Below are 22,736 nucleotides of genomic sequence, written 5' to 3'. Positions count from 1 at the left end.
CTCCTCGCGAAGATCCCGGTCCCTGAGGGCGCGGTCGGTCTATGCCGGCTGAGTAGCCGTCCGGCCGCCGCCGATCAATGGCCGCGATGCATTGGCCGCCGCCCGCAGGCCCGCCGCCAGAGATGCGGCGGCCGGCGACAGCGCGCGCTCTGCGCGCGTCAGCAGGCCGAAGGCGCGCGACACCTGGGGGCGGACGAGCAGCCGCGTCGCGAGGCCCTGGCGCGGGAACATGGCGAAGGTCAGTTCCGGGAGAGCCGTGACGCCGAGGCCGGCCGCGACGAGCGCGACCGCGGAGGGGATCTGCTCGACCTCGAAGCGCGGCTGCACCGCGACATCCGCCGCCGCGAGCCCGCCATCCACCAGCTTGCGGACCGAGGTGCTGCGGGCGAGCGCGACGAAGCTGTGCCCGGCCAGCGCGCCCCAGGCGATCGGCCCGCGCCCGGCGAGCGGATGGCCGCGCCGCATCAGGAGATGCGCCCGGTCGGCACCGAGCGGCTCATAGGCGAGCAGGTCGCTGGCCGGCCGCATGGTCACGGCGATGTCGGCGATGCCGTCCTCGACGAGCCCCACCGCCCGTTCATGCGGCACGTCGCAGACCGAAAGCTCGGCATCCGGAAAGGAACGGCGCAGCGCGTCCGCCGCCGCCGGCAGCAGCGCGGCGGCGATCGAGGGCAGAAGGGCGATGGTCACGCGCGGCCGGCGGCCGCCGCGCTCGGCGATGTCGCGCAGCCCGTCGCGGACGTCGCGCGCCACCTCCTCCGCGAGGCCGGCGAGCGCGCGGCCCTGCTGGGTCAGAGCGAGCCGGCGCGTGGTGCGGTCGAACAGGCGGAAGCCGAGCTCGGTCTCCATGCGCCGGATGCTCTCGGACAAAGCCGGCTGCGAAATGCCGAGCTGCTGCGCCGCCTGGGTGAAGCTCATGGCGCGGGCGGCGCAAGCGAAGACTTCGAGCTGGCGGACCGTGAGATTCATATGTTCATCCTATGAAATCATATATACACATTATTTGACGCGATGAATATCTTCCCCCAGCCTTCCCGAACGTCCCCGCAGAGGGACGGCACGGAGGACGCGGGATGGTGGACATGGTGCGCATCGGCTCCGGCGCGGGCTTTGCCGGCGACCGAACGGATGCCGCGATCCCCGTCGCCGCCGCTCTGGCGCAGCTCGACGGCCCCCGCTTCCTGATCTTCGAGACCCTCGCCGAGCGCACCCTCGCGCTGTGCCAGCTGGCGCGCCGCGCCGATCCGGCGAAGGGCTACAGCCCGGCGATGGAGAAGCTGATCGCGCCGGTGCTCGCGACCTGCCTCGAAGCCGGCATCCGCATCGTCGGCAATTTCGGCGCCGCCAATCCCGAGGCCGCGGCGGCGCGCCTCGCCGCCCTCGCCCAGGCCGCCGGCCTGTCGCCGCGCATCGGCGTCGTCACCGGCTCGGACCTCACCGCCCGGCTCGGCCCGGCGGATCTCGCGGCGCGCGAGACCGGCGGCACGCTGCTCGCCGGGCGCAGCGCCATCACCTCGGCGGATGCCTATATCGGCGCCGGTGCCATTGCCGAGGCGCTCGATCTCGGCGCCGACATCGTCGTCACCGGGCGCGTCGCCGATCCCGCGCTGGCGCTCGGGCCGCTGATCCATGCCTTCGGCTGGGGCGATACGGACTGGGACCTGCTCGCCGCCGGCACCCTCGCCGGCCACCTCCTGGAATGCGGCAGCCAGGTCTCCGGCGGCTATTTCGCCGATCCCGGCATCAAGGACGTGCCCGGCCTCGCCGAAATCGGCTACCCGATCGCCGAAATCGCCCGCGACGGCAGCTTCGTCCTCACCAAGCCCGCCGGCACCGGCGGCCGGATCGACCGGTTCACGGTGATCGAGCAGATGCTCTACGAGATCCACGATCCGGCGGCCTATCTGACCCCCGACGTGGTCATGGACCTGACCGGGGTGGCGGTGGCCGCGATCGGCCCGGACCGGGTAAAAGTCAGCGGCGCGCGCGGAAAACCCCGGCCGGACACCTTGAAGGCGACGGTCTGCTTCGCGGCGGGCTTTCTCGCCGAGGCCGAGATTTCCTATGCCGGCCCGAACGCCGCCGCCCGCGCCCGGCTCGCCGCCGACGTGATCCGCGCGCGCATGGCACGGCGCGCACCCGGCCTCGCGCTGCGGATCGACGCCATCGGCATCGCCAGCCTGTTCAACGACACGCCCGGCGCGACCCTCGGCGCTTTGTTCCCGTCCGCCGCCGCCGATGACGTGCGGCTGCGCTTCGCCGCCCAGTCGGAGGACGGCGCGGCGCTCGATCTGCTGCTCGACGAGGTCGAGGGGCTCTATTGCGCCGGCCCGGCGGGCGGTGCGGGGGTGCGGCGCCATCTCGTGCCGCGCCTCGCAAGCGCCTCCTGCCTGGTGGAGCGGGAGTTTTCCGCGCCGCGCGCCGAACTTTACGGAGCGCCCCGATGACCGGCCCGATCCTGCTGCGCCAGCTCGCTTTCGCCCGCACCGGCGACAAGGGCAACCGGCTGAACATCGCCGTGATCTGCCGCACGCCGCGCGCCTTTCCGGTTCTGGCGGAGGGGCTCACCCCGGCGCGCGTCGCCGCCCATTTCGCGGCGCGCCGGCCGTCGCGCGTGGTGCGCTATGACCTGCCGAACCTCGCCGCCTTCAATTTCGTGCTCGACGACGTGCTCGACGGCGGCGTCAACGCCTCGCTCGGCCTCGACGGCCACGGCAAGTCGCTGTCCTTCCATCTCCTCGCTCTGGAACTGGCACCGAGCGCCGCGATCCTCGCCGCGCTGCGCGACCTTCCGGCCGCCCCCGAGGACCCGCTCCGCGCTTTGGAAGCCGCGTTCAAGACCACCTGACATCCAAAACGACTTAAAACACTAGAGGAAACAAAATGCCGATTTCGATCACACGCCGTGCCGGCCTCGCCGGCGGCCTCGCTTTGCTGCTCGCCGGCGCGGTGCCGGCCGGCGCCGAGACCTTCCCGACCAAGAGCATCCGCTTCGTCGTGCCGTTCAGCGCCGGCAGCGCCACCGACACGCTCGCCCGCGTGGTCGGCCAGAGCGTGTCGCAGCAGCTCGGCCAGCCGGTCGTGGTGGAGAATGTGCCGGGCGCCAACGGCCAGATCGCCGCCTCCCAGGTCGCCCGCGCGGCGCCGGACGGCTACACCGTGCTCATCACCTCCAATTCCACCCACGCCTCCAACCAGGCGCTGGTGAAAAAGCTGTCCTACGACCACGTCAAGGATTTCGAGCCGATCACCACGCTCGGCACCATCACCCTCGCTCTGGTGGTCAATCCCGCGGTGCCGGTGGCGACCACCCAGGAACTGATCGCCTATGCCAAGGCCAATCCCGGCAAGCTGAGCTTCGGCGCCGGCTCCACCTCCTCGCGTCTGGCGGTGGAGATGCTGAAGTCGCAGGCCGGCGTCGACATCCTCTATGTCCCCTACAAGTCCAATCCCCAGGCGGTGAGCGACCTGCTCGGCGGGCAGATCAGCCTGATGTTCGCCGACATCTCGACCACCCTGCCCGCCGCCCGCGCCGGCAAGCTGAAGGCGCTCGGCGTGTCGAGCGCGGAGCGCTCGGCGCTCGCGCCCAATCTGCCGACCATGCGGGAGGCCGGCATCGCCGGCTACGAGCTGACCGCCTGGTTCGCCGCCTTCGCCCCGGCCAAGACCCCCGCGGACGTCGTCGCCACGCTGAACAAGGCGCTGGTGACGGCGATGGGCGACAAGACCGTCGCCGCGGCGCTGGTCAGCGCGGGCATCGAGCCCTCCTCCTCGACCCCCGCCCAGCTCGCCGCCTTCGTCCAGTCCGAGACCAAGAAATGGGCCGAAATCACCAAGGCCGCCGGCATCGAGCCGGAATGAGGCGCGGGCGCGCGAACCCCGCCTAAGCCCGGCCCCAAGGCCGCCCGGCCCGGCGCACGCGCCGGGCACTTGCTCCCGCGTTGGTCCCGTGCCAGCTTCCGCTCAAGTTTCAGCTTGAGGTCGAACGGCGATGTGGCGCGTGCTTGTCTGCGTATTCGTTCTGGCCTTGGGCCTGCCCGCCCGCGCCGCGGCGGACACGGTCTCCCTGCCGCTCTCCAAGAGCGCCGAAGGCACGATCGGCTTCGCCTATGTCTGCCGCGCCGACGGCATGATCGGCCCGCTGGTCGACACGTCGCGGGTCGGCGGCGGCACGCTCGAGGCGGTGGCGCTGTTTTCCGGCCTCGACGTGATCCTCGCCGCCACCTTCATCGACAAAGGCAGCGCGCCCGGCATCATCGCCTTCCCGAGCCAGTGGCGCTACACGCCCGACCGGGCCGCGGGCGGCTTCTTCCTCGTCACCGCCGATCTCGATCCGGCGGGACGCGCGGACTTCGCCGAGCAGACCAAGGCGCTCACCGGCCTCGCCCAGATCGCTTTGCTCCAGGCCGCCGCGACCCAATATCTGGCGGCGGAGATTTCCGGGCGCCGCTATGCCGTGGAGATCGATCTCGACGGCCTCAGCCGCGAGAGCCTGCTGCGCTGCCTCCAGGCGGCCGGCTACGACGCCGCCCTCGCCCGGCTCAAGGCGGCCGGCGCGGCGAAGCTCGAGCCGGGCGAGCTGAAATCGACCTGCCTCGCGCTGCACGGCTTCTACGAGGCGGTCGAGACGGCGCTGCGCAGCCTGCCGGACGCCGACAAGACCGCCGCGCCGCGGCTGCGCTATCCCACGGCGGAGCGCTCCGACTGCTTCCGCGTCAAGCAATTGTCCCAGCCCGCTTTGGTCCAGGCGGCGCTGGACGCGGCCGAAATGCTGCGCACGCTCGATTATCCCGCGCTCGCCCGCGCCGCCCGCAAGATCGCCCTGCCCCCCGCCGCTCTGGTGACGCTGCGCAGCCAATGGAACGCCAAGGACCTGCCGAGCCTGGTCGGCGCCGAGACCGAAAAGGCGCGCTCCGACCAGATCAGCAAGCTCAAATACACCTACACCCTCTATGCCCGCGTGCTCGCCTGCACCCAGGCGTTCCAGGAAGTCAGCGGCCCGCCCTTCACCGAGGGCCAGATGGCCGCGTTCCGCCGGCGCATGAGCGCGCTCGAAGCGGCCTATAAGAGCGAGACGAACCTCAATGCGCTGTGGGACGAGGCCATGACGGAATTCCCCGCAATGCTCTCCTCGACCAAATACAGCATCGCCGTCAGCCCCTCCTCCGCGCTCGACGGCTGCGCCCGCAATGCCGGGCTGTTCGAGATCTTTTCGGCCAAGGCGGTGCAGCGCGGCGCGGTGCCGAAGAAGGATTTCTGAGCCCCGGCGCGGATCCCGCCCCATCTTCCCCAGCGGAAGATTCGACTTTCGTCGCGGTCAAAACCTCTGGCCTTTGGCGGCAAAGGCGTTAGCCTCGCGGCAAGCTGACAGACAGGGAGGATCGCCAATGTTCAGACTTGCCAGCATCGCGCTTTCGGCCGCCATCGTGGTGGCCCCGGTCGCCGCCAAGGCGGAATTCGTCAACATCCTCACCGGCGGAACCTCGGGCGTCTATTATCCGCTCGGCGTCGCCATCTCCAAGGTGCTGACCGAGAAGGTCAAGGACACCCGCCCCTCGGTTCAGGCGACCAAGGCCTCGGTCGAAAATCTGGTTCTCATCCAGGGTGGCAAAGGCGAGATCGCCTTCACGCTGGCCGACAGCCTCGCGGACGGCGCGGCGGGCAAGGAGGAAGCCGGCTTCAAGGCGCCGCTCACCAAGGTGCGCGCGCTCGGCGGCATCTATCCCAACTACATCCAGATCGTCGCGTCCAAGGACAGCGGCATCAAGACGCTCGCCGATCTGAAGGGCAAGCGCCTGTCGGTCGGCGCGCCGAAGTCGGGCACCGAGCTGAACGCCCGCGCGATCCTCAACGCCGCCGGGATCAAATACGAGGATCTCGGCAAGGTGGAATATCTGCCGTTCGCGGAATCGGTGGAGCTGATGAAGAACCGCCAGCTCGACGCCACCCTGCAGTCCGCCGGCCTCGGCGTCGCCTCGATCAAGGACCTCGCCAATTCGGTGCCGATCACCGTCGTCGAGGTTCCCGCCGCGGTGATCGAGAAAGTGGGGGCGCCCTATCTCGCGACCACCATCCCGGCCAAGACCTATGAGGGCCAGACCGCCGACGTCGCCACCGCCGCCGTGCCCAACTTCCTCGTTACCCGCGCCGATCTCTCGGACGAGGCGGTCTATGCCATGACCAAGGCGATCTACGACAATCTCGGCGAACTCGCCGCGGCCCACGCCGCCGCCAAGTCGATCAAGGTCGAGAACGCCATGAAGGGCTCGCCCGTGCCGTTCCATCCCGGCGCGGCGAAGTATTTCAAGGAAAAGGGCGTCACCAACTGACGCTCCTGCCTGTGTCCGGGTGACCTCCGGCGCGCCGCCCGCGGCGCGTCACCTTCTCACCGCGCCGCTCGCGGCGCGGCCCCCCGGTTCGCGCCGCCTCCTCTTGGGGCGGCGCTCCTCTCGAAATGGCACCGCCGATGTCCGCGACACCGTCCTCCGTGGCCCCCGCCCCGGCCAAGAATGAAGCCCATGTCGTGGTCGACGACGCGATGATGGACCTCGCCTGGGGACCCGGCGCCCTCGGCAAGGCGGTGTTCTGGATCGCCGTCGCCTTCTCCACCTTCCAGCTCATCACCGCCGCCTGGAGCCCGCTGGCGAGCCAGATCGTGCGCTCGGTCCATGTCGGCTTCCTGCTGCTGATGGTGTTCACGATCGCCGGCAACCACGCGCGCGGACCGATGCGCACGGTGCTCTGGGGGCTCGGCCTGCTCTCCTTCGCGGTCGGCCTCTATCATTGGGTGTTCTACGTGGCGCTGATCCAGCGCGCGGGCGATCCCAACATGATGGACATCGTGGTCGGCACGATCGCGGTGATTCTGGTGTTCGAGGGCGCGCGGCGCCTGATGGGGGCGTCGCTGCCGATCATCTGCGGCGGCTTTCTGCTCTACGGCCTGTTCGGCGAATACCTGCCCGCCCCGCTCGATCACCGGCCGTTCGACTATTCCCAGGTCGTCGACCAGATGTTCCTCGGCACCGAGGGCATTTACGGCACGCCGACCTACGTCTCCTCCTCCTTCATCTTCCTGTTCATCCTGTTCGGCTCGTTCCTGGAACGGGCGGGGATGATCCAGCTGTTCAACGACTTCGCCATGGGCACGGTGGGCCACACCCGCGGCGGCCCGGCCAAGGTGTCGGTGGTCTCCTCCGCTTTGATGGGCACGATCAACGGATCCGGCGTCGCCAACGTGGTGACGACCGGCCAGTTCACCATCCCGCTGATGAAGAAGTTCGGCTACAAGCCCGCCTTTGCCGGCGCGGTGGAGGCCACCGCCTCGATGGGCGGGCAGATCATGCCGCCGGTGATGGGCGCGGTCGCCTTCATCATGGCGGAGACCATCGACGTTCCCTATGCCGACATCGCCACCGCCGCGATCATTCCGGCGATGCTCTATTTCTTCACCGTCTTCTGCATGGTCCATCTGGAGGCCTGCAAGCACGGTCTGGTCGGCCTGCCGAAGTCCGAATGCCCGAGCGCCTGGAAGGCGTTCACGCAGCGTTGGTACCTGCTCGCCCCGCTCGCCGTCCTGGTCTGGATGCTGTTTTCCGGCTACACGCCGCTGTTCGCCGGCACGGTCGGGCTGGCGCTCACCGCGATGATCGTGCTCGGCACGCCGATCGCCCGCCGCCTCAACGTCACCGCGCTCCGCGTGGTGTTCTGGGTGGTTCTCGGAATCATTTCGGCGAGCTTCTTCGAGTTCGGCATCAACATCGTCGCGCTCACCATCGCCGTCCTCGTCGTGATTCTGGCCTTCATGAAAGGCGGGCGCGAGACCCTTCAGATCAGCCTCGACAGCATGGCCGAGGGCGCCCGCAACGCGCTGCCGGTGGGCGTCGCCTGCGCTTTGGTCGGCACCATGATCGGCGTCTTCACGCTGACCGGCGTCGCCACCACCTTCGCCACCTTCGTGGTCGCGGTCGGCGAGAACTCGCTGATGCTCTCGCTGATCCTGACCATGATCGCGTGCCTGCTGCTCGGCATGGGCCTGCCGACGATCCCGAACTACATCATCACCGCCGCGATCGCCGGGCCGGCGCTGCTGTCGCTCGGCGTGCCGCTGATCGTCAGCCACATGTTCGTATTCTATTTCGGCATCATGGCGGACCTGACCCCGCCGGTGGCGTTGGCCGCCTTCGCCGCGGCGCCGATCGCGGGCGTGTCGGGGCAGCTCATCGCGGTCACCGCCACCCGGATCGCGGTCGCCGGCTATGTCGTGCCGTTCATGGCGGTCTATGCCCCCGCCCTCATGCTGCAGGACGGCGACCCGATGGCCGCGGTGATCGGCTTCTGGCCGGCGGTGGCCTATGTCACCGTGAAAGCGGTCCTCGCCATCATCCTCTGGGCCGGCACCGCGACCGGCTATCTCCTGGGACCGATCAGCCTGGTCGAACGCCTGATCGCCTTCGGCGCCGCCGCCACCCTCATCGCCGCTCTGCCGCTGACCGACGAGATCGGCTTCGCCGCCGCGATCGCCTTCCTCGCCTGGCATTATTGGCGCACCAAGCGGGCGGCGCCCGAGGCGGCGCGTCGGGCGTGAGCCTGATCTGCCTCGTCGCGGCGGGAACCAGCGTCCGGCTCGCCGCCGCCTTGACCCTGGCCTGGACCCATTCGGTGCAGAAGACCGTGTGGGAGGAAGACTGGCGCGCCACTCCGGCCGGTCTGGTCCTCGCCGAAATGCGCATCTCCGGCTCCGGCGCCGGCATGGAGCCGCCGCCCGACGCGGTGCTGCGGGACGGGCGCTACATCGCCCATCCCGCGCTCGCGCCGCAGGCGGAACTGATCCTGCGCCGCTCCGGGGCGACCGCCGATTACCGCGTGTGCATTGCGGGCCAATGCCGGCCGATGTCCGATTTCGTCCCCGCCGACGCGGACCCGGTGGCGCTGCGCCCCTGCGACTGAACCGGCGCGGCTGTTCCCCTCCGCCGCGCGGCGTCCTATATCCCCGCCATGGCTTTTCCCCTCGTCTTCGACCGGCCGCTGCTGCGCCGACGCCTCGCCCGCGCCGCGGCGCTCGGGCCGGCCGATTTCCTGCTCGCCCGCACAGCGGGCGACCTCGCGGAGCGGGTCGGCGCGGTGAAGCGCAGTTTCGCCGTCGCGCTCGATCTCGGCACGCCGACCGGCGCGGTGGCGCAGGCGCTCGCCGGCGCCCCGGCCATTGGCCGGCTGGTGCGGGCGGCGCCCCTCGCCGCGGACCGGCCCAGCCTCGTCGCCGACGAGGAGGCGCTGCCGTTCGCCGACGCCGCGCTCGACCTCGTCGTCTCCGCCCTCGCCCTCCAGAGCGTCAACGATCTGCCCGGCGCCTTCGCGCAGATCCGCCGCGCGCTGAAGCCGGACGGCCTGTTCCTCGCCGCCATGATCGGCGGGGGAAGCCTCGCCGAGCTGCGCGAAGCCTTCGCGGTCGCCGAGAGCGAGACCACCGGCGGCCTCTCGCCGCGGGTCGCGCCCTTCGTCGACGTGCGCGAACTGGGCGCCCTGCTTCAGCGTGCCGGCTTCGCCTTGCCGGTCACCGACATCGACCGGGTGACGGTGCGCTATGCCACCCCGTTCGCCGTGTTCGCCGATCTGCGCCGCATGGGCGCCGCCAATGCGCTCGCCGAGCGGCGCCGGGTGCCGCTGCGCCGGGCGACGCTGCTGCGGGCGGCCGAGATTTATGCCGCGCGCTTCTCGGACCCGGACGGCAGGGTGCGGGTGACGTTCGAGATCGTCTGGCTCTCCGGCTGGGTGCCGCACGAAAGCCAGCAGAAGCCGCTGCGGCCCGGCTCCGCCAAGATGCGCCTCGCCGACGCGCTCGGCACGATCGAGCAGCCGGCACGGGATATTCCCGATAAGGATAGGCCGGAGACGGACACGCCGGAGCGCTGACTATCCGCCGTGCCGGTCGAGAAACGCCTCGATCGGCAGATGGCGGAAATCCGCCAGCGCCGCGCGCAGCCGGTCATGGCTCCAGTCCCACCAGGCGAGCGCGATCAGCCGCGCCCCGATCGCTTCGGGAAAGCGCCATTTGACCACGCGCGCCGGCACCCCGGCGACGATGGCGTAAGGCGGGACGTCCTTGGTCACGACGGCGCCCGCGGCGATCACCGCGCCGCTGCCGATGGTCCGCCCCGGCAGCACGACGGCGCCGTGGCCGATCCACACGTCATGGCCGATCTCCACCCGGTGCGCCCGGCGCCAGGCGAAGAAATCGTCTTCGTCCTCGGCATCTTCGAAATAAGCCGCGGCGCGATAGGTGAAATGGCTCTGGCTGGCGCGCCACATCGGATGGTTGCCGGGATTGATCCGGGTCGCCGCCGCGATGGAGCAGAATTTGCCGATGCCGGAATAGGCGATCTCGGCATCGCGCGCGACATAGGAATAATCGCCCATCTCGACGTCGAGCAGCCGCACCCGGGGACCGATCTCGGTATAGCGGCCGAGCCGGCTCGCGGTGACGTGCGCCTGCGGATCGATGGTCGGTTCGGGGCCGAGGGGGCGCATCGCTCAGGCGCCCCGCAGCGGAAAGCGGTCGAGCACGTGGAAGCGGTCCTGCGGCATTTCCTGCGCGAACAGGACGATGTCGGCGACCCGCAGCGGCTGGTCCGCGCCCGAAGCGGCATAGGCCGCCGCGAGCGAATTCAGCGCGCGCGGCCGGTCGATCGCGTCGAGCGGCCCGGTCAAGGTCATGTGGAAGCGGAAGTCTGCCAGCACGTAGGGATAGCCATAGGCGAGAAGATGGTCGCGCTGGCGCTCCGAGAGATCCTCGGGCCGGCGCCGGGCCATTTCCGCCGCGGTGAGCGGGGCGCGCAGCGGGTCGAGATCGACCACCGCGCAGCCGGCGAGATCCTCCAGCGCGGGCGCCGGGCCCCCCGGCACCAGAGCGATGAAGGCGCCCAGCTCGCGCACCTCCAGCGGTCCGAGATCGAAGGCGTGATGCTGGTCGGCGAGCGCGGCGAGCGCCGCCGCCAGATCCTCCGGCCGGCAGTCCTCGGCGAGCCGGAACGGCGCCTTCAGCGTGCCGTGGAAGCCGTAGCGGCGGGGCTCGGCGGTGAGTCCCGCCCAGGTCGGCGCATCGAAGCCGGCGAGGTCGGGCGGCGGCACGTCGCGCCCAGTGGCCGCGTCATAGCCGAGCACGGCGGAGCCGAAGGTCCAGAGCGGCGTGTCGGGCGGCGGCGCGAGATAGACGGCGTAGCGCACGGGCACCTCTTTGGTCAGCGCCGGCAGCGCGGCGGGGACGTCGGCCAGGGCGCCATTTAGAACACCCGGCGGCCTTCCACCAGCACCTCGCGCACGACCGGCGTGCCCTCCACCAGACGGAAGCGCACGAGATCGGCCCGCAGGCCGGGGGTGAGCCGGCCGCGATCGGCGAGCCCGGCCATGCGCGCCGGCGCGGCGGTCACAAGCGCCATCGCGGCCGGCAGACCGCGCCCGCCGCGATCGGCCAGCACCGCCACCGCCTGGAGCAGGCTGGCGGGGACATAATCGGAGGCCAGCGCATCGAGCAGACCGGCGGTCGCGAGGTCCCCCATCGCGACGCCGCCGGAATGCGAGCCGCCGCGCACCACGTTCGGCGCGCCGCCGATGGTGGTGAGGCCGGCGGCACGGGCCGCGGCGGCGGCCTCCTGCGTGGTCGGGAATTCGCTGATCGTGCACCCCGCGCCGCGCGCCAGATCGACATGGGCCGGGGTCGTGTCGTCATGGCTCGCGAGGACGATGCCGGTGTCGCGCAGCAGCGCCGCGAGCCGGTCGAAATTGCCCGCCACCGCCGCCCGGCCGCGCGCCGCGCGCTCGGACAATTCATATTCGACATCCTCCGCGCTCTTGCCGAGGCCGAGGAGGAAGGTCCGCAAATGGGCCACGTTGCGCCATTGCCGGGCGCCGGGCGTGTGGTCCATGAGCGAGGCGAGGCCGAGCTGCGGGCGCGCCAGTTCCGGCGCGACCAGCGCGACCACGTCGGGATCGGTCAGTTCGCAGCGCAGATGGATCCGGTGGTCGGCGCGGAACAGCGGCCGGCCGGCCGCGATCGCGTCGAGCATCACGCCGAACAGCTCGCGGCGGATCGATTTCGCCTGGTCGAAGCCGCCGGCGCAGATGGCGTCGAACACCGTCGTCACGCCGGAGGCGACGGTCTGGGCGTCGTGGGCCAGCGCCGCGGCGCGCGGATCCGGCCACACCACTTTCGGGCGGGGGACGAAATGGCCCTCCAGCGCGTCGGTGTGCAGGTCGATCAAGCCGGGCGCGAGATAGTCGCCGTCGCAATCGACCGCGGCGGGATGCGCCGAGCGGCCGGCCTCGACCGCGCCGATCCGGCCGTCGCGCACGAGGAGGGTGCCGTCCAGGATCCGGTCGTCGCACACAAGGCGGGTATTGGTCAGGATGGTCTCGGACACGGCAATCTTCCTGGGCCCCTCGGCGCCCGCTGTGTCACGCCGCCATGACGGCGGCATGACGCGTCGCGACGGGTGGCCCGGCACGCGACAGAGCTTGAAGCGCGGCGCAGCGCCGCCCCCACTCCTGCGCGCGATGAGCGTGAGACCGGAGGATCGGAACAGAGGCGCGCGGCCATTGCAAGGCCCTCGCCCCTATCGCGCGGTTCCTGTCCGGCGATGGCCCGCCGCAAGAAAGGCATTCACGGGAGGCATTCAACTTTCCCCGGCAATGGTCTATGAGGACGCCGCCGCCGGACGAAGAAGGATCCTGCCATGAGCGCGCACCCTACTCCCATCGACGCGCAAGGCCAGCTTCAGGCCGAGGTCCTGGCCCGGGCGCTTCCCCACATGCAGCGTTATGACGATGCGATCGTGGTGGTCAAATATGGCGGCCACGCCATGGGCGACGAGGCCGTGGCGCGCAATTTCGCCGAGGACATCGTCCTTCTCGAACAGTCCGGCGTGAACCCGGTCGTGGTGCATGGCGGCGGGCCGCAGATCGGCGCGATGCTGGCCAAGCTCGGCATCAAGTCGGAATTCGCGGCCGGGCTGCGGATCACCGACAAGGCGACGGTCGAGATCGTCGAGATGGTGCTCGCCGGCTCGATCAACAAGCAGATCGTCGGCTTCATCAACGAGGCCGGCGGCAAGGCGATCGGCCTGTGCGGCAAGGACGGCAACATGGTGGTGGCGCGCAAGGCGAGCCGCACCATCGTCGATCCCGACAGCAAGATCGAGCAGGTGGTCGATCTCGGCTTCGTCGGCGAGCCCGACCGGGTCGACACCATGGTGCTCGACCAGATCCTCGGGCGCGAGCTGATCCCGGTGCTCGCCCCCGTGGCGGCGGCGGCCGACGGCGGCACCTACAACGTCAATGCCGACACCTTCGCCGGGGCGATCGCCGGTGCGCTCGGCGCCAAGCGGCTTTTGATGCTGACCGACGTGCCGGGCGTGCTCGACCGCGACAAGCAGCTCATCCCGCAGCTCACCATCGCCGAGGCCCGCCGGCTGATCGCCGACGGCACCGTCTCGGGCGGCATGATCCCCAAGGTGGAGACCTGCATCTACGCCCTCGAGCAGGGCGTCGAGGGCGTGGTCATCCTGGACGGCAAGGTGCCGCACGCCGTCCTGCTCGAACTGCTGACGGACCTCGGGGCCGGCACCTTGATCACCCGCTGACATGCCCCCTGCCCCCGCGCCGCGCGGCTTCGCCGAGGTCGAGACCTGGGTCTTCGACCTCGACAACACGCTCTATCCCGCCCAGCACGACCTCTGGACGCAGCTCGACGCCCGCATGCGCGATTATGTGGCGCGGCTTCTCGGCATCACGCCGGACGAGGCGTTCCTGGTCCAGAAGGACTATTACCGCCGTTACGGCACCTCGCTGCGCGGCCTGATGATAGAGCACGGCGTCGATCCCGCGCCGTTCCTCGAACACGTCCACCAGCTCGATCTCTCCGGGCTCGACGCCTCGCCGCGCCTCGCGGCGGCGATCGAGCTGCTGCCGGGCACGAAGCTGGTCTATACCAACGGCTCCGAGCGCCACGCCACCAACGTCCTGGAGAAGCTCGGCCTCGGCGGGCATTTCGCGGCGATCCACGACATCGTGGCGGCGGAGTTCCACCCGAAGCCGACCGAGGAAGCCTATCAGCGCTTTCTACGCGCCCACGGCGTCGCGCCGGCCCGCGCCGCCATGTTCGAGGACCTCGCCCGCAATCTCGAAGTGCCCCACCGCCTCGGCATGGCGACCGTGCTCGTCATTCCCCCCGGGGAGCGCATCGCGGCCGACCAGAGCTGGGAATTCGAAGGCCGCGAAGCCGCTTATGTCGACCACGTCACCCACGATCTCGCGGGCTTTCTCGAAGGGATTTCGGCAGGCACATGACTGAAATCAGGACCCTGACCCCTGCCGAGGTGGACCTCGCCATCGACTGGGCGGCCACCGAGGGCTGGAATCCCGGCCTCCACGACGCCACCGCCTTCCGGGCGCAGGATGCCGACGGCTTTCTCGGCCTGTTCGAGGGCGAGGATCTCGCGGCCGTGATCGCGGCAACCGCCTATGGCGCGGGGTTCGGCTTCCTCGGCCTCTATATCTGCCGGCCGGACCTGCGGGGCCGGGGCTACGGCTTCAAGCTCTGGCAGGCCGCGTTGGAGCGGCTCGGACCGCGCACCCTCGGGCTCGACGGCGTCGTGGCGCAGCAGGACAATTATGCCCGCGCTGGCTTTGCCCTCGCCCACCGCAACATCCGATTCGGCGGAAAATCGGCGGCCTTCCCCAAGATCGACGGCATCGGCCCGATCGACATGGCGGCGCTTCCGGCGGTGCTGGGCTTCGACCGCAGGCACTTCCTGTTCGACCGCCCGCTCTTCCTGGAGAAATGGCTCGCCCCGCCGGACGGGGCGGCCCTCGTGGCACGCGCGGAGGGCGAGGTGTTCGGCTATGGCGTGGTGCGGCGCTGCCGGCACGGTCACAAGATCGGCCCGCTGTTCGCGGTGGACGAGGCCACCGCCTGGGCGCTGTATGGCGCGCTCTCCGGCGCGGCCCATGCGGCGGATCCCGGCAGCGATCTGTTCCTCGACGTCCCCGAGCCGAACGAAGCGGCCCGCACCCTGGCGGCCGAGGCCGGGCTTTCCCCGGTGTTCGAGACGGCCCGGATGTATCGCGGCGACGCCCCCGGCCTGCCGCTGGCGCGGATCTACGGCATCACCAGCCTCGAACTCGGCTGAGGCCGCCCCGCGGCGACGCCGTCAGCCGATCGCGCGCAGCGGCTTTTCCAGCACGGCGAGGACGCGCGGCAGTTCGTGGCCGCGCTTCAGGATCAGGCCCGTCTGCGAGACGACGCTGTATGCCCCCTGCCGCCGCGCCAGCTTGGGATCCTTCTCGATCCGGTAGAGCGGCACGTCGAGAGACCGGCGGAAGATCGAGAAGACCGCCTTGTCCTTCAGGAAATCGATGGCGTAATCCCGCCATTCCCCGGCCGCGACCATGCGGCCGTAGAGATCCAGGATTCGGTCGAGTTCGGCACGGGTGAAGGTGACGCGGGGGGTCGCGGCAGGCGCCGGTGCGGCCTGCGGGCTGGCGGGAAGCGACCCGGCGCCCGCTTGGCGTATAGGTTCGACGTCTCCCATCGGGCCTCCGTGAGCGGCGCCTGGCGGCGACCGGACGGCCGACCCTGCGGATCCGCAGGCCGGCCCGCGCATGATCGCGCCCCGCCGGGATTCTGACAAGCCGGTTCGGAAGCCGGCTGAACGTCCCCTCACAGCCTCGTCAACGAAAATCACACTATGGTCGTTTTTCGGCCCCGTCCTCGCCCATGGCGGGGGGCATCTTCACTCCCGTAGCAGGGCCGGTTCGCGGTTGCTCCGGTCTATCCCAGCCCCCCAGCCCCCCGGGGTGACGAGCGGACCGGCCACTGCTGCACATAACCAAAACCAAACTTCTGAGGTCGCGCAAGCGGCCTTTTTTATTGCCCGCGCCACGGCGAAAGCGCCCGCCGGCCGGCGGGCGCGCGCATGCGAAAGGCTATGTGGCGAAGGATGGCCCGCGCCGGCCGGTCAGGGCAGGCGCTGGGTGAGGCGCACCGCCGGCGTGCCGAACGTGTAGACCGGCAGGGCCGCGAGCGCCGGGCCGGAGAAGCGGGTGGTCGAGAGGCCGGGGCCGGCATCGGAGAAGCCCGCGGCCACGATCTCGCGCGGCGCCGTCATGAAGCTGGCGAAGACCCGCAGTTCCGGCAGGCGCAGATAGGTCTCCTGCGCCAGCGAGGGACCGAGGAACAAGCGGCCGAAGGGAATTTCCGCGGTCCGGATCCGCTGGCGGGCCTGGATCGCCGGGGCGGCGATCATGTCGTGCGTCAGCGGACGCTGCGGATCGAGATCGCCGGACGGTGCGTAGGCCAGAATTCCGTCCGGCATCACCTTCGACCCGCGGGTGATCACCGCCGGCAGCGGCGGAACGGTCGCGGAGGCGACCTGCGTGGCGGGGGCCTGGGTGGCGGTGAGCTGGGTGGCGGGACGGCGGAGCGGCAGCGGCGCCCTCGGGAGCGGGGCGACGACCGCCTGGGCGGCCACGATGGCCGCGGCGATCTCGGCGGGACGCGAGGTCGGCAGCGGCGCCGCGACGACCCGGACCGGAGCGGCACGCGGCGCCTCGGCCGGCGTCTCGGCGACGGCGGCGACCTGCACCGCCTTCGGCGCGGGCGCCACCTTGGGGGCCGGCGTCTCGTCCGCCACCGCCTCGTCCTCTTCCTGGTCGACGCTCTTGCCGAACAGCGAGGCGAAGAACTGGCGGATTCCCTTGCCCGGATCGGCGGAGGCGACGGCGGTGTTTCTGCGGCCGGATTCCAGCTCCGCCAGCGCCGCCTCGTAATTGGCGAGCGGCTTGCCGTTGGAGGGCACGTGGATGGTCTTCTCGTCCGGGAACACCTTCACGAGCTGGTCGTGGGTCATGCGCGGCCAGTGCCGCACGCTGCCGGTGTCCATATGGACGAAGGGCGAGCCGGAGGTCGGGTAGAAGCCGACGCCGCCGCGCTGCATGCGCAGGCCGGCGACCCGCAATTCGGTGATGCTGACGCCGGGAATGTAGAAATCCATCGCCCGGCCGCGGGTATGCTGGCTCTGCTGGGCAACCGCCTTGGACCGCGAGCGCAGCATGGAATTGGTGGAGGGCGAGCGATATCCGCTCACCACATGGATCGGCTCCTTGGCGCCGACCTCCCGATAGACCTCCCAGACCAGGTCGAACAGCTCCGGATCCATGTCCGTCGGCTCGTCCTTGCGCCAGTCGCGCAGCATCCAGTTCAGCTTCTTCAGAACCGCCTCGTCATAGCGGCCGTCCTTCCGGAAGGTGAAGACGCCGCGCTCGCCGGTATGCATGTTCTGGATTTCCAGGGTGCGCGTATCGCCGTTGGCGGTGGCGTTCTGGAGCGAGGTGGTCCCGCCGACCACCAAAGTGAGGGCGGCAAGCGCGGCCCGCAGCCGGCGCGAGGCGGCGCCGGATCGGGCGAGGGCGCGGAGCGGGGCAATGATCTGCTGGATGATCGGCAATGTCGCGAACCCGCGGCTCAAGTCGGTCTCTGTCGCGCACCGTGGCGCGCGACGCGAAGCTCAAGAGAGTCTTGTCGGGTTCGGTTAAGGGCGTGTTGACGCCCGTCCCTCCCTGGCCGAAACGGGGACGTTTTCCACGTCTTCGCGCCGGTCACGCTGCCGTGAGTAGGCGCGGACTATGGCGAAATCGTGCCGGTTCCGTGTGATAAAAATGTCACACGCAAGGCCAAGTCGTCGCTGGATAAGGAAAATTCGCCTTCCGCCCGCGGTTGGGGGGGCGGGTTCTTTGTGGCATGGTTGACACAATCTTAAGCGAAACCGTGCCCGGCGCAAGGCATGGCATGCCGGGCAGCGGCGGCGCGCGTGGCCCGGCTCAGCGCGTCGCCGGGCTCAGCGCGTCGCCGGCCTCAGCGCGTCGCCGGGCTCAGCGTGTCGCCGTCTTGGGCTTGCCGGAGGCGACGTGCTGCGGCTCGGAGAGGCCGAGCAGCGCCTTGGTGCGGGCGTCGATGCCGTAAATGTCCGGCCGCACGCTGAGCCGCCCCGCCTCGTCGACGAAGGCGGTGAAATAGACCAGGTGGACCGGGATGTGGTGCTTCAGATTGATGTAGCGCTCCTTGCCGCCGAACGCCTGCTCGATGCGGTCCTCGGTCCAGCTGTCATTGCCGAGGCCGAGGCTGAAGATCACCTCGCCGAACACCAGCGGGTCCTGCACCCGGATGCAGCCATGGCTGAACATGCGGCGGTCATTGGCGAACAGGTTCCGCGACGGCGTGTCGTGCAGATAGACCGAATGGTCGTTCGGGAACATGAACTTGATGCGGCCGAGCGCATTGCGCTCGCCGGGCGGCTGGCGGAAGGAATAGCCGCCGAGCCCGGCATTCCAATTGATCGAGGCCGGGTCGAGCACGCGGCCGTTGCGGGTGATCTCGATGCCCTGCCGGGCGAGGAAATACGGGTCGGCGCGCAGCTTGGGCAGCATCTCCTTGCGCGCGATGGTGGGCGGGATGTTCCAGGCCGGGTTGATGACGACATATTCCATGTCGTGCGTCAGCAGCGGGGTCGGCGTCTCTGGCTTGCCGACGATCACCCGCGTGGCGTGGATCACCCGGCCGTCCTGGCGGATCCGGACCATATATTCCGGGATATTGACCATGACGTTGGCGGCGCCGAGATCGCGCGGCAGCCAGCGCCAGCGTTCCATATTGACGATGAGGTCGGCCACCCGCTCGGCGGGATCCTCGACGAGGTTCAGCGCCTCCACCGTCGCCGCGCCGACGATGCCGTCGGCTTCGAGGCCGTTGCGGCTCTGAAAGGTGCGCACCGCCGCGACGAGGTCGCGGTCGTAGCGCGGATCACCCTTGGCGCCGGCGACCTCCAGCCGGGCGCGCAGCGCCGGCACGCGGGGATCGCTCTCGCCCGGCCGTAGGCTCGGCCCGGGCGCGATCCGCGCCAGCGGGCGCGGCGGCGGACCGGAGCGCGCGGCGGCGAGCTTCTGGCGCAGCGCCGCATAGCCCGGATGGGGCGGATTGTAGCCGGCGAGCGCGCGGCCTGCGTCCGGCGCGGCGGCGAGCGCGGTCAGGACCGCGAGGGGATCGGGAAAGGTGCGGGTCGGCGTCACCATGCCGGAAATCCGGCCCGGGTCGAACCGGCCGGCCTGGGCGTGGCGGGCATAGAGCAGCACGCTCGCCGCCAGGCGCAATTCGGCCTGGGCGAGGGTATCGGGGGCGGCGCCGGGCGCGAGCTTCACGCTCTTATAGGCGCCGGGCTCCAGCCCCTCGTCCGCGGCGGCGGCGAACCGCGCCAGGATCGCCTTGCCCCGCGCGGTATAGCCGCCGGCATCGACGAAGACCGGGGCGTCGCTGCGCGCGCCGTAGAAGGCCGCCAGCGCCTCCTGTTCCTTGCCGGGCGCGACCGGCGGCGCCGCGAGCAGGCGCGCCATGGCCGCCTTCAGCGGCGCCTCGGGATCTTCCGGCACCGCCGCGACCTCCGGCTTCGCCGGATCCTGGGCCGCGTCGCGGGCCGGGGCTTCCGCCTTGGCGCCCTGCGGCGACCGCGCGGGCGGATCGAGGCCGACCGGGGGCGCCGGCTCCGGCGGAAGATCGGCGATCACCGGAACGGGGTCGGGGGCGCGGAGCGCGGGTGCGGGCGGCGGCACCGTGTCCGAGGCGCGATGCCCCGCCGCGCCGGAGCCGGCGCCATCGCCGGGGCGCGGCGCCTCCCCGGTGAGATGGTGCGGTGCGCCCTCGCCGGTCGCGGCCGGCGGCAGATCCGCCGTGCCCATGCCGGCATGGCCGCTCGCCGCCGCGCCCTCGGTCGCCGGCGCAGGGCCGGCAAAGCCTGTCGCGAGCCCCAGGGCCACCACCCACGCGCACAGTGAACTCGTTCCACGATGGGCCATCGGCCACTCCATCCCGCCCTCCGCCGCCGCGCCCGCGGCGCGACGATGGGCGGTCCAATTCGAAACCTGCGCCCGCACGCCGCGCGAGCTTGCACCCGCGGGCGCCCGGTTCAATTCAAAACCGTGCGCGCCGCCGGGATTTGCCGGGGTGTCACTCGGCCGCAACGGACAGCGGCGGCTCGTGTTCCAGCACGTCGGGCAGCGGCGCGCCGAAGCGGCGGTACAAGGTGGAGCGGCCGATGCCGAGCCGGCGCGCCACTTCGCTCATGCGCCCGCCATAGAGATCGACGGCGGCCGCGACGATGGCCTTTTCCAGATGCGCCAAGGGCCGGGCATGGCCGTTTCGGTCGCGCAAAGGCAGGCTCGCGCCGGCCTCCGGATCGATCTCGGCGGGCCGTTCGGCGACCAGGACCGGGCCCGGCCATCTGACGCAATCGTGAGCGGAGCCGGGGCGCGCCGGCGCCCGCGCGCCGACCGCATTGGCGATCGACACCTGCAGCCGCAGCCGGCCCGCCGGCTTGACGACGAAGTCCCGCGCGCCCGCGTTCAGCGCCGATTCGACGGCGTCGAGGCCCATCGGCGTCACCGCCGCGACGACCGGCACCGGGTTGCCCGCCGCCCGCAGACGTCCGAGCACGCCCATCCCGTCGAGCCCGGGCAGAACCAGATCGAGCAGGATGCAGTCGAACGCCGCGCCCGCGATCAGCCGCAGCGCCGCATCGCCGTCTTCGGCGACCGTGCAGGCATGGCCGAGGCCCGACAGGATTCCTTCCAGACGCGCCGCTTCGAGCGGGTCGTCCTCGACGATGAGAATACGCGCACCCATGAAACACGGCTCCCCTGATTCTGCGGAGCTTGGCCGGGAGGGGTTAAGAGAGGTCTAAGCGCCGGCGCCGGAAGCCGCCTTCCCTCCCGGACATTCGCGCTTTAAGAGACGTGCTCCCGTTTCCGATCCGCCCGGAGGTGCCATGTCCCCCACAGTGACGTCCGCGGCCGAGCCCGCCCCCGCCACCCGCTCGGACGGCCTGCCGGAATGGAATCTCGCCGACCTCTATTCCGGCATGGCCGCGCCCGAGCTCACGGCCGATCTCGACCGTGCCGAGGCCGACTGCACCGCCTTCGAGGCGACCTATAAGGGCAAGCTCGCCGATCTGCTGGCCGGTCCGGACGGCGGCGCGGCGCTCGGCGCGGCGATCGCGCGTTACGAGGAGATCGACGATCTGCTCGGCCGCATCGGCTCCTATGGCAGCCTGGTCTATGCCGGCGATACGTCCGATCCGGCGCGCGCCAAATTCTACGGCGACATCCAGCAGCGTCTGACCGACGTCTCGACCCGCCTCCTGTTCTTCACCCTGGAAATGAACCGGCTGGAGGACGACGCGCTCGAGGCCGCCATGGCGGCGCCGGCGCTCGGCCATTACCGGCCCTGGGTCGAGGATCTGCGCAAGGACCGGCCCTATCAGCTCGAAGACCGGATCGAGCAACTGTTCCACGAAAAGTCGCACCCCTCGCGCGGCGCCTGGGGCCGGCTGTTCGACGAGACCATGTCGAGCCTGCGCTTCCAGGTGAACGGGCAGGAGCTCGCGATCGAGCCCACCCTCAATCTGATGCAGGATCCGCGGGAAGAGGTCCGCCGCGCGGCCGGCCAGGCGCTCGCCGAGGTGTTCGCGAAGAATCTGCGTTTGTTCACCCTGATCACCAACACCCTCGCCAAGGACAAGGAGATTTCCGACCGCTGGCGGGGCTTCGACGACGTCGCCGCGTCGCGCCATCTCGCCAACCGGGTGGAGAAGGAGGTGGTCGACGCGATGGTCGCGGCGATCCGCGCCTCGTTCCCGCGCCTGTCGCATCGCTATTACGCGTTGAAGGCCAAGTGGTTCGGCAAGGACCAGCTGGAATTCTGGGACCGCAACGCGCCGCTGCCCAAGGTCGAGACCCGCGACATCGGCTGGAGCGAGGCGCGCGAGACCGTGCTCGGCGCCTATGGCGCCTTCTCGCCGCGCATGGCGGAGATCGCCGGCACCTTCTTCGAGCGCGGTTGGATCGATGCGCCGGTACGCCCGGGCAAGTCGCCGGGCGCCTTCGCCCATCCGACCGTGCCCTCGGTCCACCCTTATGTGCTGCTGAACTATCAGGGCAAGCCGCGCGACGTGATGACGCTCGCCCACGAACTCGGCCACGGCGTGCACCAGGTGCTCGCCGGTCGTCAGGGCGCGCTGATGGCGCCGACCCCGCTGACCCTCGCGGAAACCGCCTCGGTGTTCGGCGAGATGCTGACCTTCCGCAAGCTGCTGTCGCAGGCGGCGACCCCGCAGGCCCGCAAGATCATGCTCGCCCAGAAGGTCGAGGACATGATCAACACGGTGGTGCGCCAGACCGCCTTCTATTCCTTCGAGCGTCTGGTCCATACCGAGCGCCGCCGCGGCGAACTCACCGCCGAGCAGCTCAACGCGCTATGGCTCGACGTGCAGAGCGAGAGCCTCGGCCCGGGCATCCATCTCGGTCCCGGTTACGAGACCTTCTGGACCTACATCCCGCACTTCATCCACTCGCCCTTCTACGTCTATGCCTATGCGTTCGGCGACTGCCTCGTGAACTCGCTCTATGCGGTCTATGAGGGTGCCTCCGAGGGCTTCGCGGAGCGCTATATGGAGATGCTGGCGGCCGGCGGCACCAAGCACCATGCCGAGCTTCTGGCCCCGTTCGGGCTCGATGCCCGCGACCCCGCCTTCTGGCAGACCGGGCTCGATCTGATCGACAGCATGATCACCGAGCTGGAGCAGACCGAGGCGCCGGCGGACGCGCCGGCCGGCGCCTGAGCCGCGGCCCGCTCGGACGGCGTC

The 22,736-nt window shown here is 70.5% G+C and carries 20 protein-coding genes; 12 read left to right on the top strand and 8 right to left on the bottom strand.

The genetic code is table 11. From position 1 onward, the window contains the following. Positions 1-39: 39 nt before the first annotated feature. Positions 40-969, bottom strand: coding sequence for a LysR family transcriptional regulator (locus tag EDC64_RS09080; protein ID WP_132030963.1), 930 nt, complete (start codon positions 967-969; stop codon positions 40-42). Positions 970-1,073: 104 nt separating this feature from the next. Between EDC64_RS09080 and EDC64_RS09075 the strand changes: the two genes are divergently transcribed. The 8 genes from EDC64_RS09075 (at position 1,074) to EDC64_RS09040 (ending at position 9,909) form a co-directional block, all read left to right on the top strand. Next, a complete protein-coding gene (locus tag EDC64_RS09075; protein ID WP_132030962.1) occupies positions 1,074-2,447 on the top strand; it encodes an acyclic terpene utilization AtuA family protein in 1,374 nt (457 codons plus the stop codon). Continuing rightward, positions 2,444-2,848, top strand: coding sequence for an AtuA-related protein (locus tag EDC64_RS09070; RefSeq protein ID WP_132030961.1), 405 nt, complete (start codon positions 2,444-2,446; stop codon positions 2,846-2,848). Before EDC64_RS09075 ends, EDC64_RS09070 begins: the two co-directional genes overlap by 4 nt. A 35-nt stretch (positions 2,849-2,883) precedes the next feature. Next, positions 2,884-3,861 carry a Bug family tripartite tricarboxylate transporter substrate binding protein gene (locus EDC64_RS09065; RefSeq protein ID WP_132030960.1) on the top strand — a complete coding sequence of 326 codons (978 nt, stop codon included), beginning with the start codon at positions 2,884-2,886 and terminating at the stop codon, positions 3,859-3,861. 130 nt (positions 3,862-3,991) lie between these two features. After that, positions 3,992-5,260, top strand: a complete 1,269-nt coding sequence (locus EDC64_RS09060; protein ID WP_132030959.1) for a hypothetical protein — start codon at positions 3,992-3,994, stop codon at positions 5,258-5,260. A 127-nt stretch (positions 5,261-5,387) separates the two neighbouring features. Next, the gene (locus tag EDC64_RS09055; protein ID WP_132030958.1) at positions 5,388-6,329 is read left to right on the top strand and encodes a TAXI family TRAP transporter solute-binding subunit; all 942 of its coding nucleotides are present in this window, start codon (positions 5,388-5,390) and stop codon (positions 6,327-6,329) included. A 209-nt stretch (positions 6,330-6,538) separates the two neighbouring features. After that, positions 6,539-8,584 carry a TRAP transporter permease gene (locus EDC64_RS09050; protein ID WP_245504628.1) on the top strand — a complete coding sequence of 682 codons (2,046 nt, stop codon included), beginning with the start codon at positions 6,539-6,541 and terminating at the stop codon, positions 8,582-8,584. After that, positions 8,581-8,946 carry a DUF1850 domain-containing protein gene (locus tag EDC64_RS09045; RefSeq protein ID WP_338023394.1) on the top strand — a complete coding sequence of 122 codons (366 nt, stop codon included), beginning with the start codon at positions 8,581-8,583 and terminating at the stop codon, positions 8,944-8,946. The genes EDC64_RS09050 and EDC64_RS09045 overlap by 4 nt, the downstream gene beginning before the upstream one ends. A 48-nt stretch (positions 8,947-8,994) precedes the next feature. Continuing rightward, a complete protein-coding gene (locus EDC64_RS09040) occupies positions 8,995-9,909 on the top strand; it encodes a methyltransferase domain-containing protein (RefSeq protein ID WP_132030956.1) in 915 nt (304 codons plus the stop codon). Here EDC64_RS09040 and EDC64_RS09035 read toward each other — a convergent pair whose 3' ends face one another. From EDC64_RS09035 to EDC64_RS09025, 3 genes are read right to left on the bottom strand one after another with little or no spacing between them, the layout of a single operon-like run. After that, positions 9,910-10,524 (bottom strand): LbetaH domain-containing protein, encoded by a 615-nt coding sequence (locus tag EDC64_RS09035; protein WP_132030955.1) that lies wholly within the window; start codon positions 10,522-10,524, stop codon positions 9,910-9,912. 3 nt (positions 10,525-10,527) lie between these two features. After that, on the bottom strand, positions 10,528-11,220 hold the full coding sequence (locus EDC64_RS09030; RefSeq protein ID WP_245504613.1) for a DUF1045 domain-containing protein: 693 nt from the start codon (positions 11,218-11,220) through the stop codon (positions 10,528-10,530). Between the two features lie 56 nt (positions 11,221-11,276). Continuing rightward, entirely contained in the window at positions 11,277-12,413 is a 1,137-nt protein-coding gene (locus EDC64_RS09025; RefSeq protein ID WP_245504612.1) for an alpha-D-ribose 1-methylphosphonate 5-triphosphate diphosphatase, read from the bottom strand. A 312-nt stretch (positions 12,414-12,725) separates the two neighbouring features. Between EDC64_RS09025 and argB the strand changes: the two genes are divergently transcribed. The 3 genes from argB to EDC64_RS09010 are packed head-to-tail and all read left to right on the top strand — an operon-like array spanning position 12,726 to position 15,179. Further along, entirely contained in the window at positions 12,726-13,631 is a 906-nt protein-coding gene (gene argB / locus EDC64_RS09020; RefSeq protein ID WP_132030953.1) for an acetylglutamate kinase, read from the top strand. A 1-nt stretch (position 13,632) separates the two neighbouring features. Next, positions 13,633-14,337: a pyrimidine 5'-nucleotidase gene (locus EDC64_RS09015; RefSeq protein WP_132030952.1), complete on the top strand. Its 705-nt coding sequence runs from the start codon at positions 13,633-13,635 to the stop codon at positions 14,335-14,337. Beyond that, positions 14,334-15,179, top strand: a complete 846-nt coding sequence (locus EDC64_RS09010) for a GNAT family N-acetyltransferase (RefSeq protein ID WP_132030951.1) — start codon at positions 14,334-14,336, stop codon at positions 15,177-15,179. The genes EDC64_RS09015 and EDC64_RS09010 overlap by 4 nt, the downstream gene beginning before the upstream one ends. Positions 15,180-15,200: 21 nt before the next feature. Here EDC64_RS09010 and EDC64_RS09005 read toward each other — a convergent pair whose 3' ends face one another. The 4 genes from EDC64_RS09005 to EDC64_RS08990 all read right to left on the bottom strand — a co-directional run bounded on the left by EDC64_RS09005 (position 15,201) and on the right by EDC64_RS08990 (position 20,719). Continuing rightward, complete coding sequence (locus EDC64_RS09005) at positions 15,201-15,581, bottom strand: DUF2794 domain-containing protein (RefSeq protein ID WP_132030950.1); 381 nt, start codon at positions 15,579-15,581, stop codon at positions 15,201-15,203. A gap of 426 nt (positions 15,582-16,007) precedes the next feature. Beyond that, positions 16,008-17,516 carry a peptidoglycan L,D-endopeptidase MepK gene (mepK, locus tag EDC64_RS23695; protein WP_245504611.1) on the bottom strand — a complete coding sequence of 503 codons (1,509 nt, stop codon included), beginning with the start codon at positions 17,514-17,516 and terminating at the stop codon, positions 16,008-16,010. A 403-nt stretch (positions 17,517-17,919) separates the two neighbouring features. After that, a complete protein-coding gene (locus EDC64_RS08995; RefSeq protein WP_132030949.1) occupies positions 17,920-19,893 on the bottom strand; it encodes a L,D-transpeptidase scaffold domain-containing protein in 1,974 nt (657 codons plus the stop codon). A 151-nt stretch (positions 19,894-20,044) separates the two neighbouring features. Then, positions 20,045-20,719 carry a response regulator transcription factor gene (locus EDC64_RS08990; RefSeq protein ID WP_132030948.1) on the bottom strand — a complete coding sequence of 225 codons (675 nt, stop codon included), beginning with the start codon at positions 20,717-20,719 and terminating at the stop codon, positions 20,045-20,047. Between the two features lie 142 nt (positions 20,720-20,861). On the opposite strand from EDC64_RS08990, the gene EDC64_RS08985 reads away from it, so the two are divergent. After that, on the top strand, positions 20,862-22,712 hold the full coding sequence (locus EDC64_RS08985; RefSeq protein WP_132030947.1) for a M3 family oligoendopeptidase: 1,851 nt from the start codon (positions 20,862-20,864) through the stop codon (positions 22,710-22,712). The last annotated feature ends 24 nt before the right edge of the window (positions 22,713-22,736 follow it).

The organism is Aquabacter spiritensis (assembly GCF_004346185.1).
Taxonomy (GTDB): Bacteria; Pseudomonadota; Alphaproteobacteria; order Rhizobiales; family Xanthobacteraceae; genus Aquabacter; species Aquabacter spiritensis.
This window is presented reverse-complemented; position numbering and strand designations above follow the sequence as displayed.

Bases quoted from the DNA above. Each gene is read 5' to 3' on its own strand.
- EDC64_RS09060 (WP_132030959.1), top strand. From the start codon at position 3,992: ATGTGGCGCGTGCTTGTCTGCGTATTCGTTCTGGCCTTGGGCCTGCCC.
- EDC64_RS09075 (WP_132030962.1), top strand. From the start codon at position 1,074: ATGGTGGACATGGTGCGCATCGGCTCCGGCGCGGGCTTTGCCGGCGAC.
- EDC64_RS09010 (WP_132030951.1), top strand. From the start codon at position 14,334: ATGACTGAAATCAGGACCCTGACCCCTGCCGAGGTGGACCTCGCCATC.
- argB (WP_132030953.1), top strand. From the start codon at position 12,726: ATGAGCGCGCACCCTACTCCCATCGACGCGCAAGGCCAGCTTCAGGCC.
- EDC64_RS09035 (WP_132030955.1), bottom strand. From the start codon at position 10,524: ATGCGCCCCCTCGGCCCCGAACCGACCATCGATCCGCAGGCGCACGTC.
- EDC64_RS09005 (WP_132030950.1), bottom strand. From the start codon at position 15,581: ATGGGAGACGTCGAACCTATACGCCAAGCGGGCGCCGGGTCGCTTCCC.
- EDC64_RS09055 (WP_132030958.1), top strand. From the start codon at position 5,388: ATGTTCAGACTTGCCAGCATCGCGCTTTCGGCCGCCATCGTGGTGGCC.
- EDC64_RS09080 (WP_132030963.1), bottom strand. From the start codon at position 969: ATGAATCTCACGGTCCGCCAGCTCGAAGTCTTCGCTTGCGCCGCCCGC.
- EDC64_RS09050 (WP_245504628.1), top strand. From the start codon at position 6,539: ATGATGGACCTCGCCTGGGGACCCGGCGCCCTCGGCAAGGCGGTGTTC.
- EDC64_RS09070 (WP_132030961.1), top strand. From the start codon at position 2,444: ATGACCGGCCCGATCCTGCTGCGCCAGCTCGCTTTCGCCCGCACCGGC.
- EDC64_RS08985 (WP_132030947.1), top strand. From the start codon at position 20,862: ATGTCCCCCACAGTGACGTCCGCGGCCGAGCCCGCCCCCGCCACCCGC.
- EDC64_RS09065 (WP_132030960.1), top strand. From the start codon at position 2,884: ATGCCGATTTCGATCACACGCCGTGCCGGCCTCGCCGGCGGCCTCGCT.
- EDC64_RS08990 (WP_132030948.1), bottom strand. From the start codon at position 20,719: ATGGGTGCGCGTATTCTCATCGTCGAGGACGACCCGCTCGAAGCGGCG.
- EDC64_RS09015 (WP_132030952.1), top strand. From the start codon at position 13,633: ATGCCCCCTGCCCCCGCGCCGCGCGGCTTCGCCGAGGTCGAGACCTGG.
- EDC64_RS08995 (WP_132030949.1), bottom strand. From the start codon at position 19,893: ATGGCCCATCGTGGAACGAGTTCACTGTGCGCGTGGGTGGTGGCCCTG.
- EDC64_RS09040 (WP_132030956.1), top strand. From the start codon at position 8,995: ATGGCTTTTCCCCTCGTCTTCGACCGGCCGCTGCTGCGCCGACGCCTC.